Source organism: Streptococcus uberis, from assembly GCF_900475595.1.
In the GTDB taxonomy this organism is placed as follows: domain Bacteria; phylum Bacillota; class Bacilli; order Lactobacillales; family Streptococcaceae; genus Streptococcus; species Streptococcus uberis.
Window position 1 is genome coordinate 795,702 of the sequence record NZ_LS483397.1, and the last position, 14,677, is coordinate 810,378.

Annotated in this window: 14 protein-coding genes and 1 other annotated feature; of the genes, 11 read left to right on the top strand and 3 right to left on the bottom strand. The window is 36.8% G+C overall.

Annotation, left to right across the window (positions count from 1 at the left end):
- The first annotated feature begins 285 nt into the window (after nucleotides 1-285).
- Genes mvk through fni form a run of 4 tightly spaced genes read left to right on the top strand, consistent with a single transcriptional unit; the run spans nucleotide 286 to nucleotide 4,076 of the window.
- Entirely contained in the window at nucleotides 286-1,164 is an 879-nt protein-coding gene (gene mvk, locus DQM95_RS04320) for a mevalonate kinase (RefSeq protein WP_037592264.1), read from the top strand.
- A complete protein-coding gene (mvaD, locus tag DQM95_RS04325; RefSeq protein ID WP_037592263.1) occupies nucleotides 1,146-2,090 on the top strand; it encodes a diphosphomevalonate decarboxylase in 945 nt (314 codons plus the stop codon). The genes mvk and mvaD overlap by 19 nt, the downstream gene beginning before the upstream one ends.
- Nucleotides 2,083-3,087, top strand: a complete 1,005-nt coding sequence (locus DQM95_RS04330) for a phosphomevalonate kinase (protein WP_037592262.1) — start codon at nucleotides 2,083-2,085, stop codon at nucleotides 3,085-3,087. Before mvaD ends, DQM95_RS04330 begins: the two co-directional genes overlap by 8 nt.
- The gene (fni, locus tag DQM95_RS04335; protein ID WP_012658284.1) at nucleotides 3,084-4,076 is read left to right on the top strand and encodes a type 2 isopentenyl-diphosphate Delta-isomerase; all 993 of its coding nucleotides are present in this window, start codon (nucleotides 3,084-3,086) and stop codon (nucleotides 4,074-4,076) included. The genes DQM95_RS04330 and fni overlap by 4 nt, the downstream gene beginning before the upstream one ends.
- Before the next feature lie 29 nt (nucleotides 4,077-4,105).
- On the opposite strand, the gene DQM95_RS04340 is transcribed toward fni, so the two are convergent.
- Both DQM95_RS04340 and DQM95_RS04345 read right to left on the bottom strand, forming a co-directional pair.
- On the bottom strand, nucleotides 4,106-5,392 hold the full coding sequence (locus DQM95_RS04340) for a hydroxymethylglutaryl-CoA reductase, degradative (protein WP_046393419.1): 1,287 nt from the start codon (nucleotides 5,390-5,392) through the stop codon (nucleotides 4,106-4,108).
- Entirely contained in the window at nucleotides 5,379-6,554 is a 1,176-nt protein-coding gene (locus DQM95_RS04345) for a hydroxymethylglutaryl-CoA synthase (protein WP_046393420.1), read from the bottom strand. Before DQM95_RS04345 ends, DQM95_RS04340 begins: the two co-directional genes overlap by 14 nt.
- A gap of 194 nt (nucleotides 6,555-6,748) precedes the next feature.
- Here DQM95_RS04345 and DQM95_RS04350 point away from each other — a divergent pair, with 194 nt between their 5' ends.
- The 5 genes from DQM95_RS04350 to DQM95_RS04375 all read left to right on the top strand — a co-directional run bounded on the left by DQM95_RS04350 (nucleotide 6,749) and on the right by DQM95_RS04375 (nucleotide 11,098).
- On the top strand, nucleotides 6,749-7,588 hold the full coding sequence (locus tag DQM95_RS04350; RefSeq protein ID WP_037592261.1) for a thymidylate synthase: 840 nt from the start codon (nucleotides 6,749-6,751) through the stop codon (nucleotides 7,586-7,588).
- Nucleotides 7,589-7,667: 79 nt separating this feature from the next.
- Nucleotides 7,668-8,165 (top strand): dihydrofolate reductase, encoded by a 498-nt coding sequence (locus tag DQM95_RS04355; RefSeq protein ID WP_012658288.1) that lies wholly within the window; start codon nucleotides 7,668-7,670, stop codon nucleotides 8,163-8,165.
- A 218-nt stretch (nucleotides 8,166-8,383) separates the two neighbouring features.
- Nucleotides 8,384-9,613, top strand: coding sequence for an ATP-dependent Clp protease ATP-binding subunit ClpX (clpX, locus tag DQM95_RS04365; protein WP_012658290.1), 1,230 nt, complete (start codon nucleotides 8,384-8,386; stop codon nucleotides 9,611-9,613).
- A 10-nt stretch (nucleotides 9,614-9,623) separates the two neighbouring features.
- Complete coding sequence (yihA, locus tag DQM95_RS04370; RefSeq protein WP_012658291.1) at nucleotides 9,624-10,223, top strand: ribosome biogenesis GTP-binding protein YihA/YsxC; 600 nt, start codon at nucleotides 9,624-9,626, stop codon at nucleotides 10,221-10,223.
- A 152-nt stretch (nucleotides 10,224-10,375) separates the two neighbouring features.
- Nucleotides 10,376-11,098 (top strand): hypothetical protein, encoded by a 723-nt coding sequence (locus DQM95_RS04375; RefSeq protein WP_012658292.1) that lies wholly within the window; start codon nucleotides 10,376-10,378, stop codon nucleotides 11,096-11,098.
- Between the two features lie 69 nt (nucleotides 11,099-11,167).
- Here the strand turns inward: DQM95_RS04375 and DQM95_RS04380 are convergent, their stop codons facing one another.
- Nucleotides 11,168-13,270 (bottom strand): AAA family ATPase, encoded by a 2,103-nt coding sequence (locus DQM95_RS04380; protein ID WP_012658293.1) that lies wholly within the window; start codon nucleotides 13,268-13,270, stop codon nucleotides 11,168-11,170.
- A gap of 237 nt (nucleotides 13,271-13,507) precedes the next feature.
- Nucleotides 13,508-13,643: a sequence feature (ribosomal protein L10 leader region), on the top strand.
- 27 nt (nucleotides 13,644-13,670) lie between these two features.
- Between DQM95_RS04380 and rplJ the strand changes: the two genes are divergently transcribed.
- Together rplJ and rplL are read left to right on the top strand one after the other, a co-directional pair.
- Nucleotides 13,671-14,171, top strand: coding sequence for a 50S ribosomal protein L10 (gene rplJ / locus DQM95_RS04385; RefSeq protein WP_012658294.1), 501 nt, complete (start codon nucleotides 13,671-13,673; stop codon nucleotides 14,169-14,171).
- A 65-nt stretch (nucleotides 14,172-14,236) separates the two neighbouring features.
- The gene (rplL, locus tag DQM95_RS04390) at nucleotides 14,237-14,602 is read left to right on the top strand and encodes a 50S ribosomal protein L7/L12 (protein WP_012658295.1); all 366 of its coding nucleotides are present in this window, start codon (nucleotides 14,237-14,239) and stop codon (nucleotides 14,600-14,602) included.
- The last annotated feature ends 75 nt before the right edge of the window (nucleotides 14,603-14,677 follow it).

The window sequence follows — 14,677 nt, forward strand, 5'->3', positions numbered from 1 at the left end:
CATGGCGTTTTTTGTTCGTATTTATCTTATTTTTATAATCACTTTAGTAGCATTAATAATTTAGAAAACGAAAATAAAAAAAGGAAAAATATTTGGCTTTTATTTTTTCAGAAGATGTAAATGATTGATTTGCTAAAGAATTACTAATGATAAGAGACATCAGATGTCTTGATTGCAAGCAAACTTAACCTTTTCTGAAAGATGGTAACTTATCGCATTTTTATGACTTTTAGTGTAAAATAGTAAGGTAATAGTAAAAATGAAAAGTTATGAAAAGATAAGGATATGAACGAAAAAATAGGAATTGGTAGGTCGCATAGCAAAATCATTTTGATGGGAGAACATTCTGTCGTCTATGGCTTTCCGGCAATTGCCCTACCTTTAAAAGATATAGAGGTCACGTGTCGTATTAAGGCATCAGATACCCCATTAAGATTTGATTTTTATGACACTTTGTCAACGGCTATTTATTCTGGCTTGGATTATCTAAAGATTAAAAATCACCCTATCTCATATGATATTGTATCTCAAGTGCCTCAAAAAAGAGGAATGGGTTCATCTGCAGCAGTTTCAATTGCTGCGATAAGAGCAGTGTTTGATTACTTCAATGAAGAATTATCTGATGAGTTGTTGGAAATATTGGTCAATAAGGCAGAAATTATTGCACATACTAATCCTAGTGGCTTAGATGCCAAAACTTGTCTCAGTGACCAAGCCATAAAGTTCATTAGAAATGTGGGCTTTGAAAGTCTGAATATCAACCTTGATGCCTATTTGATCATTGCAGATACAGGCATTCATGGACATACCAGAGAAGCTGTTCAAAAAGTTGCAAAGTATGAAGAAACGAATCTTCCATATCTAAAACAACTTGGCCAACTGACAGAAGATGTTGAAAATGCTATTAAAAATAGAGATATCAAAACAATTGGCTATTCCATGACACAAGCACATGAGGCCCTTAAAGCAATTGGGGTCAGTATCGCTAAAGCCAATCAATTAGTTGAGGAAGCTTTGAAAGAAGGAGCTTTGGGAGCCAAAATGTCTGGTGGTGGCTTAGGAGGTTGTATCATAGCCCTTGTTGACCAAAAAGAAAAAGCAGATGCAATCAGCCAAAAATTAAGAGAAGAAGGGGCCGTGAATACGTGGATCCAAAAACTGTAACAGTTAAATCGTACGCTAATATTGCCATTATTAAATATTGGGGAAAAGAAAATCAGGAAAAAATGATACCGTCAACCAGTAGCATTTCTCTGACTTTAGAAAATATGTATACTGAAACAAGTCTTAAACGATTAGATCATGGTGCTCAAAAGGACTTGTTTTATATTGATGATTACTTGCAAGATCAAGCAGAGCATCAAAAAATTTCTGCGATTATTGATCAATTTCGAACGGATAAGAATCAATTTGTAGAGGTTAGAACTCGAAATAACATGCCGACAGCTGCAGGTTTGTCCTCCAGTTCAAGCGGCTTATCTGCCTTGGTTAAAGCATGTAATCTTTTCTTCAACTGTCGCTTGAATCAGAAAGAATTGGCCCAAAAAGCCAAGTTTGCATCAGGGTCGGCCTCACGATCTTTCTTTGGGCCACTCTCTGCCTGGGACAAGGATAGCGGGGATATTTATCAGGTTGAAACAGATTTGAAATTGGCAATGATTATGTTGGTTGTCAATGACGCTCGTAAACCAATCTCAAGCCGTGAAGGTATGAAACTTTGTCGAGAAACGTCAACAACTTTTGATCAATGGATACAGCAATCAGAACAGGATTATCAAGAGATGTTGCTGTATTTAAAGAACAATGATTTTGAAAAAGTAGGTCAATTAACTGAGAAAAATGCTTTGGCAATGCATGCGACAACACGGACGGCTAAGCCTTCTTTTTCATATCTTACAGAGGATTCTTATCAGGCAATGGATAAAGTCAAAGCATTACGGGAAGAAGGTTTCCAATGCTATTTTACAATGGATGCGGGTCCCAATGTTAAGGTACTTTGTCTTGAGAAAGATTTAGATAGTCTTTCAAAACGCTTCGCAGAGGATTATTCAATTATCGTTTCAAAAACAAAGGAAATTAGTCATGACTAAAGTAGTAGTCCAAACTGGAGGAAAACTTTATCTTGCAGGAGAATATTCTGTATTATGGCCGGGACAAAAAGCAATCCTAGTCCCTATCCCCATTTTAATGACGGCAGAAATGGTAAAGTCGGATACTATTAGACTGTGTTCAGATATGTTTGATTACTCCGTTGGCATGGAAGCCGACCCAAATTACCGTATTATTCAAGAAACTATTTCCACTTTCTCGAAATTACTTGGAAAATCGTTAGAAGAGTTGCCTGCTTTTCAACTCACCATTACGGGTAAAATGGAATCCGAGGGGAAAAAATATGGTATTGGTTCTAGCGGTAGTGTGACCGTTTTAACCCTTAAAGCTTTAGCTGACTTCTATCATATTAGTCTCTCACAAGATTTACTCTTTAAGTTAGCAGCATATACCTTGTTAACATTAGATGACAATGGTTCCATGGGAGATATTGCCTGTATCGCTTATAATGACCTGATTTGCTTCCAATCATTTGATCGACAAAAAGTCCAAAACATGATTTCAGTTCTCAGTTTTGAGGATGTGTTAAAAAATGATTGGGGTTATCAGATTGAAGTCATTAAGCCAAAGTTAGATTTAACTTTTCTTGTTGGTTGGACAAAAATCCCCTCTATTTCAAAAGAAATGATTAATAAAGTCAAAAAAAATATCACTTCAGATTTTTTAGAAGCAACCCAATTAGCAGTTATAGAGTGCCAAAAAGCTTTAGAAGAGGGTGATAAGTATCTTTTCACTTTAGCTATTGCTAGAATAAGTGATTTACTGCAACAGCTACATCCAGCCATCTATCATCCTAAGTTACTTCAATTAAAAGAAGCAGCAACTGGAAAAAATGCCATTGCGAAGTCTTCAGGATCTGGCGGAGGAGATTGTGGTATCGCTTTTTGCTTTGATCATCAATCAAAAGATAGCATACTTCAAGAGTGGAAGACACAAAACATTGACCTTATTTATCAAACACAGTGGAGAGCTTTATGACAAATCGAAAAAATGATCATATCAAATATGCTTTAAAATATCAGTCCTCTTATAATTCTTTTGATGATATGGAACTGATCCACTCATCTTTGCCCAAATATGATGTCGATGAGATAGAATTGTCCACACATTATGCTCAACAGGATTTCGAATTTCCTTTTTACATTAATGCCATGACAGGTGGGAGTGAAAAAGGCAAAGCCGTCAATGCGAAATTAGCACGTGTTGCTCAAGCAACTGGCATTCCTATGGTAACAGGGTCCTATAGTGCTGCTTTAAAAAATCCTCAAGATGACTCTTATCGATTAAAAGACATTGCACCAAATTTAAAATTGGCAACCAATATTGGACTGGATAAAGACATCTGTTTAGGGATGCAAACTGTTTCCGAAATGAACCCAATCTTTTTACAAGTCCACGTCAATGTGATGCAAGAACTCTTAATGCCAGAAGGCGAGAGACAGTTTAAACATTGGCGACAGCATTTGAAAGAATATGCCGAGCAGATACCAGTTCCAATTATATTAAAGGAAGTTGGATTTGGTATGGATGTTAAAACCATCCAGACTGCCCAGGCTCTAGGTATTCAAACATTTGATATTTCCGGACGAGGTGGGACATCCTTTGCCTACATTGAGAATCAACGCGGTGGCAATAGATCCTATTTAGATCAGTGGGGACAAAGTACTGTTCAGTGTTTATTAAATTGTAAAGATTTGGTGAATCAGGTGGAAATTTTAGCATCAGGTGGTGTTAGACATCCTTTAGACATGATTAAATGTTTTGTTCTTGGTGCTAGAGCAGTAGGTTTATCACGAACATTTTTAGAATTGGTCGAAACGTATCACGAAGAAGAAGTGATTGAAATCATTAATGGCTGGAAAGAAGATTTAAAACGCATCATGTGTGCTTTAAATTGTAAAACCATCGCTGACCTAAGAGAGGTAGATTACCTTCTATATGGTCGCTTAAAAGAAGCTAACAGCTAAAAAATGTACCAAAAAGAACCTTGATAATCTCAAGGTTCTTTTCTTTCATCAAGTTTTTGCAATAGGGCTTTGGCCGTTTCTAAATTCATGTGTTTTTCTTTGAGCAAGAGTGGGACTAATTTGGGAAGTGTCTTCTCAGTTGCACCGGCTAAAAGAGCAAGTGATTTTGCTTGTAATTTCATATGTCCTGCTTGAATTCCGGTATTTGTCAGTGCTTTTAGGGCAGCAAAGTTTTGAGCTAAACCAAGACTGACAATGACTTGCGCTAATTCTTTAGCATTTGGATCATGTAATAACTGGTGGGCCATTTGGACACTTGGATTTAGGCCTATTGAGCCTCCTTTTGTAGCAATTGGCATTGGTAAGGTCAGTTGACCAATAATACAATGGTTTTCCTCGTCAACCGTCCAGGTACTTAATCCCCTATAAGTGCCATCTTTTGCTGCGAAAGCGTGGCCACCAGCTTCGATGGCTCGCCAATCATTTCCTGTAGCCATTACGACTGCATCAATGCCATTAAATATTCCTTTGTTATGCGTTGCTGCACGATAGGGATCAATTTGGGCTAAATGACTGGCAAGTACCATTTTTTTAGCTAGAATTTTAGCTTCATTTGGATCACGACTTAGAAAACGAAAATCAATACTGCATTCTGCACTGACCAAAGATTCACTTGCATAATTTGATAGAATTGCCATTAAAGCTTTACCTGAACTCAATTGTTCTAGCTCAGGTGTGATGGCTTCCATCATCGTATTAACCATATTGGCACCCATGGCTTCTTGAGTATCAACTGTCATATAGATAATCAAAAATTGGTCTTTTATTTGCGCAGAAAGTTCTCGGGCTCCCCCTCCTCTCTTGACAATGGAAGGGTAGGCTTGATTAGCTAGGTTGATTAAATCGTCTTTTTGGGTCAGAATAGCTAATTTTGCGACTTCCATATCCTCCAAATCATAGAGAGCTACTTGTCCAATCATTTGACGGTTATGAACCTTTGTTTTGAAACCACCACAACGTTTTATGATTTTAGCTGCAAAAGATGCTGCAGCAATGACAGAAGGTTCTTCTGTAACCATCGGTATTTGATAGGTTTTACCGTTTACGAAGACATCAGGGACAATACTAAAGGGTAAAGCTAGTCTTCCGACAACGTTTTCGGTCATTTGATTAGCTGTTTCCAATGATAGTAACTCTTGTTGCATTAAGATGTCTTCGCTTCTTTCATCAAGGAGTTGATATTCTTTTAACAGCTGCATTCTTTCTTGGGGTGTTTTTTTGTAAAAACCAGACCAATTTAATTTAGGCATTGTCATTTTTTTTATAAATCCTTTGGTGTTCTTGAATTTCAGTCAAGCTAAAGTCATTTGTTCGATACTGTTTGAGCTTGGCATTTCCTGAGTCGTCTAATTCGCATTCTTCATAGAAAAGGTCTTCATATTCTGAAACTGTTAACTTTTGACGGCTATTGAGGTAGTGGATTCTTTCTGTATTCAACTGTTTTTCATAGCCTTCAACCAGTTGTAGGCTAAAAATTTCGCTAACTGCGCCAGAGCCATATGAGAACATGCCAATTCTATCTCCTGCTTTGACTGCGGAGCTATTTTCCAAAAGGGAAAGAAGTGACATGTAAAGTGAACCTGTGTAAATGTTTCCTACTTTTCGGCTATACTGTATAGAGGCCTGAAAGGCTTCTTGTAGGGCATTTTTGTGCTGAGGTGTTAGTGATTTATCCATTAGTTTAGTTAAGCCTTTAAAGGCTAATTTGGGGAAAGGAATATGAAAACAAAATGCTGCAAAATCACTGAGTGTCACTTGGTTTTGATCTTGATAGTATTTCCATGTTGTTTTTAAGGAATCCAAGTATTGTTTTGTTGAATAGATGCCATTAACATAAGGGGTTGTGGAATAATTTGGCCGCCAAAAATCCATAACATCTCGAGTTTGAGCGACATTATCCTTGTTCAAAATAGCAATGCGAGGATTGGTTTTGATTAATAGGGCGACACTTCCAGAGCCTTGTGTAGGCTCTCCAGCAGATTTAATTCCATATTTGGCGATATCGCTTGCTATGACAAGCACCCTTGACTCTGGATGCATTGTGACATGTAATTTTGCATAGTCTAAAGCTGCAGTAGCAGCATAGCAAGCTTCTTTCATTTCAATAGAGCGTGCAAAAGGTTGGATACCTAATAAATGATGGACATAGACACTTGCTGCTTTTGATTGATCGATGGAGGATTCAGTTGCTAGGATAACCATGTCAATCTTTTTCTTATCTTCTTCATCTAAGATGCTTGCTGCGGCACTCGCAGCTAAAGTTACGATGTCCTCAGTTATGGGAGAAATGCTGATGGCATCTAACATTAATCCTTGACTAAACTTTTCGGGATCGGTTTGTCGTGCCTGAGCCAAGTCCTCCATGTTAAGGACATATTGACCAGTGGCAAATCCAATTTTATCTATTCCTATATTCATTTTTTACCTTCTTTTATACAAATTATGTCGTTAATATTCTATCATATTTTCGATGAAAACATAGCTTTCAGACTGATACTTTTACATTTGAAAGCATATTCTTGAGCAATTTGATTCTTAAAAAGGATTTCTTCTAGCTATTTTGGTGAATTTTGGTAAAATAATAAACAGTACAAACTAGGGAAGGAATTATCATGACAAAAGCAGATGTGATTTTTAAAGATAATATCAAGAAAATTTTGATGGATGGTGTTCTAAGTGAAAATGCTAGGCCAAAATATAAGAATGGACAAACTGCCAATTCCAAATATATCACAGGAGCTTTTGCGGAATATGATTTGTCTAAAGGTGAATTTCCCATAACCACATTGAGACCTATTCCCATTAAATCTGCTATAAAAGAGCTGCTTTGGATTTATCAGGACCAAAGTAATTCTTTGGATGTTTTAGAAAATAAATATAATGTCCACTATTGGAATGATTGGGAAGTGGGAACGACTCGCACAATAGGTCAACGATATGGGGCTATTGTTAAAAAACATGATATCATGACAAAGATTTTGAAACAATTATCGGATAATCCTTGGAATCGTCGCAATATTGTTTCTCTTTGGGATTATGAGGCATTTGAAGAAAGTGAGGGATTACTTCCTTGTGCTTTCCAAACCATGTTTGATGTTCGTCGTGTCAATGGCGAGATTCATTTGGATGCTACTTTGGTTCAACGGTCTAATGATATGTTGGTCGCTCATCATATTAATGCTATGCAATATGTTGCTTTCCAAATGATGATTGCTAAGCATTTCGGATGGAAATTGGGTAAATTCTTCTATTTTGTTAATAATCTTCATATTTATGACAACCAGTTCCCTCAAGCAGAGGAACTGTTAAAGAGGGAAGAAAGTGACTGTCATCCTCAGTTAGTCTTAAATGTTCCTGACGGGACCAATTTCTTCGACATCCGTCCTGAAGATTTTGAGTTATTGGATTATAATCCAGTAAAACCTCAATTAAGCTTTGATCTTGCCATCTAAAATTGGCAATCAATTTTAAATTCAGCAAAAAGGCTTAAAATTTGGTAGAATTAAGAGAATGATATAAAGGACTGGAAGAATGACAAAAGAAATAATTGCTATTTGGGCTGAAGATGAAAATGGTGTGATTGGTGCAAATGGAACCTTACCCTGGTATTTACCAAAAGAACTTCAGCATTTTAAAAACACAACGTTAAATCATGCTATTTTGATGGGACGTGTTACCTTTGAGGGAATGAAACGACGTCTTTTACCGAATCGACAAACCTTGGTTTTAACTAGTGATGAGTCTTATCATGTGGATGGAGCCTTAACCATGACAAGTTTGGAAAAAACTTTAGAATGGTATCATGCTCAAGAAAATAACCTCTATGTGATTGGTGGTCAAAAAGTTCTGCAAACATTTGATGGCCATTTTAATAAAATCATTAAAACAGTTGTTCATCATCAATTCGATGGAGATACCTACCGTCCAGAATTAGATTTGAGTCCATTTGTTGAAGAAGATTGTTTTTTCTATGAAAGAGATGATCAGAATCCTTATGATTTTACAGTGCATATTTTGGTCCGGAAATAGCTGGTTCGAGGAGAAAGTTAATTCATGCAACGTAGTCTATTTGGAGTATTTACGGCGTTTTTGTGTGCCATTTGTATTCTTTGTGCGATTCCTGCATTTAGGAAAAATCGTTATGGTTTAGGTATTTTGTTCTTACTAAATGCCTTTACCAACTTAGTCAATACAATACACGCTTTTTATAGCACGCTATTTTAGAATAGGAAAAGAGAAAGTAAAATATGGCAGGAAATAGAAGCACTGATATTAAGGTACATTGTTCATTTTGTGGTAAAAGCCAAGATGAAGTTAAAAAAATAATCGCAGGTAATAATGTTTTTATCTGTAATGAATGTGTTCTTTTATCACAAGAAATTATTAAAGAAGAGTTAGCAGAAGAAGTCTTAGCTGATTTAACAGAAGTTCCAAAACCAAAGGAACTTTTAGATGTTTTAAACCAATATGTAGTCGGTCAGGACCGTGCTAAAAGAGCATTGGCTGTTGCGGTTTACAATCATTATAAACGCATTTCATTTTCTGAAAGTCGTGATGAAGAGGAAGTTGAATTGCAAAAATCAAACATCTTGATGATTGGGCCAACAGGATCTGGTAAGACCTTCTTAGCCCAAACCTTGGCAAAAAGTTTAAATGTGCCTTTTGCCATTGCTGATGCAACATCATTAACAGAAGCAGGCTATGTCGGAGAAGATGTTGAAAATATTTTGTTGAAACTTATCCAAGCTGCTGATTACAATGTTGAACGAGCAGAACGTGGTATTATTTACGTAGACGAAATAGACAAAATTGCCAAAAAAGGTGAGAATGTCTCTATCACACGTGATGTATCAGGAGAAGGAGTTCAACAAGCCTTGTTGAAAATCATTGAAGGGACAGTTGCATCTGTTCCACCTCAAGGAGGCCGGAAACACCCTAATCAAGAGATGATTCAAATTGATACCAAAAATATTTTATTTATCGTTGGCGGTGCTTTTGATGGCATTGAAGAAATTGTCAAACAGCGATTGGGTGAAAAAATCATTGGCTTTGGTCAAAATTCCCGTAAGATTGATGAAGATGCTTCTTATATGCAAGAAATCATTTCTGATGATATTCAAAAATTCGGTCTTATACCAGAATTCATTGGTCGCCTACCAGTTGTAGCTGCTTTAGAACAGCTCAACATAGATGACCTCATTCAAATTTTGACAGTTCCGAAAAATGCTTTGGTTAAACAATATCAAGCCCTATTGTCATATGATGGTGTTGAATTGTCATTTGATCAAGATGCTTTAGAAGCTATTGCGGCGAAAGCTATTGAAAGAAAAACAGGTGCGCGTGGTTTACGTTCCATTATTGAAGAAACCATGTTAGATATTATGTTTGAAATTCCTAGTCAGGAAGATGTAGTCAAAGTACGTATTACCAAGGAATCTGTCAATGGTGACGCAAAACCGATTTTAGAAACAGCGTAGAGAGGGTAAAATGGCTGAAGAACAAGTACTAAATACCCACAATGCTTCCTTATTGCTCAGTGCAGCTAATAAGTCCCATTACCCAGAAGATGACATCCCTGAAATTGCTTTAGCCGGCAGGTCAAATGTTGGTAAGTCAAGCTTTATCAATACCTTATTAGGCCGAAAAAATCTTGCAAGAACATCAGGGAAACCAGGAAAAACACAACTCTTAAACTTTTTTAATATTGATGATAAGATTCGATTTGTTGATGTTCCAGGTTATGGCTATGCAAAAGTGTCTAAAGTTGAGCGTGCTAGATGGGGCAAGATGATTGAGGAATATCTGACGAGTCGAGATAATCTTCGTGCTGTAGTCAGTTTGGTAGATTTACGGCATGAACCATCAACTGAAGATGTCCAAATGTATGAGTTTCTAAAATATTACGAGATTCCTGTTATTGTAGTAGCGACCAAAGCTGACAAAATTCCACGTGGAAAATGGAATAAGCATGAATCAATGATTAAGAAAAAACTGAATTTTGAACAAGAAGATGCTTTTATTCTGTTTTCATCAGTGGATAGAATTGGTATTGATCAAGCATGGGATGCTATTTTAGAACAAATTTAAACCAAAAACTGTAAGTCGTATATTGTTACTTACAGTTTTTTTGCTTACTTTATTTTGACATTGTCCTCATGGAGTTATAATAGTATCATATTCCTTTAAAACATTGACTATAAAATGAGAAAATGTTAGTCTTAGTAATAGGAGACGACGAGATGGACTCAAAATATGTTAAAGATAAAATGTATTACTCGGAGATAAAGGAAAAAAAGAATCTTTCTAGACCAATTATCATACTTGTTTTTGGACTAATATTTTCATTCATTTTCTTTTTTGCCTATCAAACTAGCTCAATAGAAGGAAAATGGACTTCTGTGTCAAATAATCCCTTTCTATTAAAAGAATTTACAAAGATGAAGTCGTCGACAAAAGAGTTACATTCAATTTCTTTTTCCAATTCGATGACAAATCCTGAAGTCGAATTGACCGTTAATGATGATACTTTTAACATGTTTTATCAAGTATCCATAAATAAAAAAGCACTGATCAATCAAATTCAGACCTACGCTAAAAGCGAAACTGCTAAGCTTCTTACCCCAGAAAATCAAGGACAAAGAGTTTTACCTACAGAAGTAAAAAGAGAAGTCCTAGAGCAACTCCCAACTGCCAAGGAAACAGAAGAAACAATTGATATCATATTGTCAGAAAAAGCTCATCAAGTGGGTGGAAAATATGATAAAAAGACAGGCTCGCTAACCTTCATGGTCATGTCGGGAAAAGTTAACCGTTTCAGTAATACCATTGATTTAAAAAAAGATGCTTCACAATCAAAAAAACAAAGTTTTAAAGGTGATAAGGCTTGTTTTGACTACATGAGAGATGGCCAACAATTAATTTTAGAAGGTGACAAATCTCTCGTTTTTAAACGGCAGAAGTAAACAGACTCCAGAAAAAAACTGCACTCTGATGTTTGAACTCATCAGAATGCAGCTAAATCTGGTGTTTTTTTAGTTTTTAGCAGTAATGATAATGTCATCGTTGATGATGCTAGCTTTTAAGTGTTTTTCCTCAGAATGATCTAAATAGAAATCGGTCATTTTATCACGGATTTCTTGTTCAATGATACGTCTTAATGGTCTCACACCCATAGTCGGATCATAACCTAAAACCATCAATTTTTCTTTAACCTCATCAGTGACTTCTAGTGTCATTCCCTTTTTGACAATTGTCTTATTAACGTCTGCTAACATTAAATCCACAATTTCTTTGAGGTCTTCTTTTGCTAGAGATTTAAATTCAATTAAAGCGTTAAAACGGTTGAGAAATTCAGGCCTGAAATAAGGTTTCAGTCTATCCATGAGTGTCACCTTAGCATCGTCGGTTTGATTAGGATATCCAAAGCCAGCATTTGATGTTGCAATAATAACTGTGTTTTTAAAATTAATGGTATTACCTTGGCCATCTGTTAAACGACCATCATCAAGTACTTGCAAAAGAAGGGTTATAACTTGATCATCAGCTTTTTCAATTTCGTCTAATAGAATAATGGCATAAGGATTACGACGGACACGTTCTGTTAAGGTGTTATTGTTATCGTCATATCCAACATAACCAGCAGTGGTCCCAATTAATTTAGAAACAGCTGTACGATCACTATATTCTGACATATCTAGCCTAATGATGGCTTCTTTAGAACCAAACATATCTAAGGCTAATTGTTTTGCTAATTCCGTTTTACCAACACCTGTTGGACCAACAAATAAAAATGAGCCTATTGGTCGGTGACCATCATCAAAACCAGCACGATTACGTCGTATGGCTCTAGCAACAGCTTCAACAGCTTGATTTTGACCAATCACGTGTTGTTTCAAACGAGAATCCATTTCTTTTAAGCGTTCCAAGTCGCTATTCCCCATTTTTGATACAGGAATACCTGTCAACCGTTCAACTGATTGTGCGATATCATTAATGGTTGCAGAGACCCTCTGACCAACTTGATGATCAGACATGTGCTGTTTCAGTTCTTCAATGCGAGTTTTGGATTTTAAAGCAGCTTCGAAATCTTCAGAGGCAACAGCTTTTTCCTGTTTGACTTTCTCATTTTCCATTTCTTGTTCCAATGCTTTTAGATTGGTCACAGGATGTTGTGCTGCTAGGTGGGCAGCTGTCATATCCACTAAGTCAATAGCTTTATCTGGCAAACTGCGTTGTGGAATGTATTGGATAGAATAATCAATGGCAGCTTTCAAGACACTATCGGGTAAGTCAACATTATGATGTTTTTCATAGAGATGACGAAGCCCTAATAGTATGTGGAAGGTATCTTCAGCAGAAGGAGCATTAATTTTGACTTCATTGAAACGACGAGCAAGCGCAGCATTTTTAAGAATGGTATTGCGGTATTCGTCTTGAGTTGTTGCACCAATAACAGTCAATTCTCCGCGAGACAAGGCTGGTTTTAAAATATCAGCCAAGCCTTTTGAACCAGAATCACCTCCTGTTGAACCTGCTCCCAGTATCTGATGAATTTCATCAAAGAAAAGAATAATATTTCCAGCAGCTTTGACCTCATTGACTAATTGTTGAATGTTTTCCTCAAAGCTTCCACGGTATTGCGTTCCAGCCTCTAAGGAAGAAATATCGATGGAAATAATGTCTTTATTTTTGATAGAAGCTGGGACGTCACCACAAACAATTGCTTGCGCAAGTCCTTCAATAACTGCCGTTTTACCGACTCCGGCTTCTCCGACAAGAACAGGATTATTCTTGGTACGTCTTGAGAGAATTTCTGCTGTGTCCTGGATTTCCTTGTTTCGACCGATTACAGGATCCAATTCACCTTGACGGGCTTGTTCCGTTAGGTTTGTTCCAAGTTTCGTTAATAGATTTCCTTCAGAAGCAGGTTGTTCTTGATGAGAAAGAGGTTGTGGTGCATTTTCTCCTGGAAACTGACCGCTTTTACGATAGCTATTGAATTGTTCAGGTGTCATTTCTACCCCATTCACGTGGTAGCGTTGTTGGGACTTGTTAAAATTGGACATATCACCCATTAGTTGATTAAAAATATCATCCATTTGTCCAAATGGATCTCTTCCAAAATTGTTTGTCATAGTTTTTACCTCTTTTTGTTAATAGTTCTGTTCAGTATTTGAACAGTTAAGGCCTTTTTAATAGATAATGGAATGGTTCTTTCCCCTTAGACTGACCTTTCCTGACCTTATAAAGTAAGTATATACCTTTGGTCAAAAAAGGTCAAGAAAAAACTGACCTTTTTTGACCTTTTTTAATTTTAAAAAATAACTGATTTATTTGTTGACAATTGGGAAGAGATAGAGTATACTAATAAAGGTTTTGAAAAAAACTGACCTAAGACAGTAGGGGAGCAATGCTCGTAATATTCCTACCGAGGCACAAAACGTCATTAAAGAAATAACGTATTTGTACTTTCGTGTCTAGGTTTAGGTGCGTTTTTTTTGTACCTAACCAAAAAATAATTACGGAGGTAAACTAATGAGTGAAGCAATTATTGCTAAAAAAGCTGAACAAGTTGATCTAGTTGCTGAAAAAATGAAAGCAGCAGCAAGTATTGTTGTTGTTGATTCACGTGGTCTTACAGTTGGTCAAGATACTGAACTACGTCGTTCACTTCGTGAAAGTGGCGTTGAGTTCAAAGTTATCAAAAACTCAATCTTGTCACGTGCAGCTGAACAAGCTGGTCTTGGCGACATGAAAGATCTTTTCGTAGGTCCATCTGCTGTAGCATTTTCAAATGAAGATGTTGTTGCACCTGCAAAAATTATCAACGATTTTGCTAAAACTGCAGACGCTCTTGAAATCAAAGGTGGAGCAATTGAAGGTGCTGCTTCTTCAAAAGAAGATATCCAAGCACTTGCATCATTGCCAAACCGCGAAGGAATGCTTTCTATGCTCCTTTCAGTACTTCAAGCGCCAGTTCGCAACGTTGCATATGCTGTCAAAGCTGTTGCAGAAAGCAAAGAAGACGTCGCTTAAGTCGACAAAAAGTAGCCTAAGGCTATCATTAACAATTTAAAAACAAATATTTGGAGGAAATTACAATGGCATTGAACATTGAAAACATTATTGCTGAAATTAAAGAAGCTTCAATCCTTGAGCTTAACGATCTTGTAAAAGCTATCGAAGAAGAATTTGGTGTAACTGCTGCTGCACCTGTAGCTGCTGTAGCTGCTGGTGGTGCTGAAGAAGCAACTAAAGATTCATTCGACGTTGAATTAACAGCTGCTGGCGACAAAAAAGTTGGCGTTATCAAAGCTGTTCGTGAAATCACAGGACTTGGTCTTAAAGAAGCTAAAGGTCTTGTTGACGGTGCACCTGCTAACATCAAAGAAGGTGTTGCTGCAGCAGAAGCTGAAGAAATCAAAGCTAAACTTGAAGAAGCTGGAGCTACAATCACTCTTAAATAAGAAGCACATAGCAATTTGAGAGCGGAAACCCGATTTACCAGTCTTTTAGAGCTTATAGCGATTTAGAGAAACTGA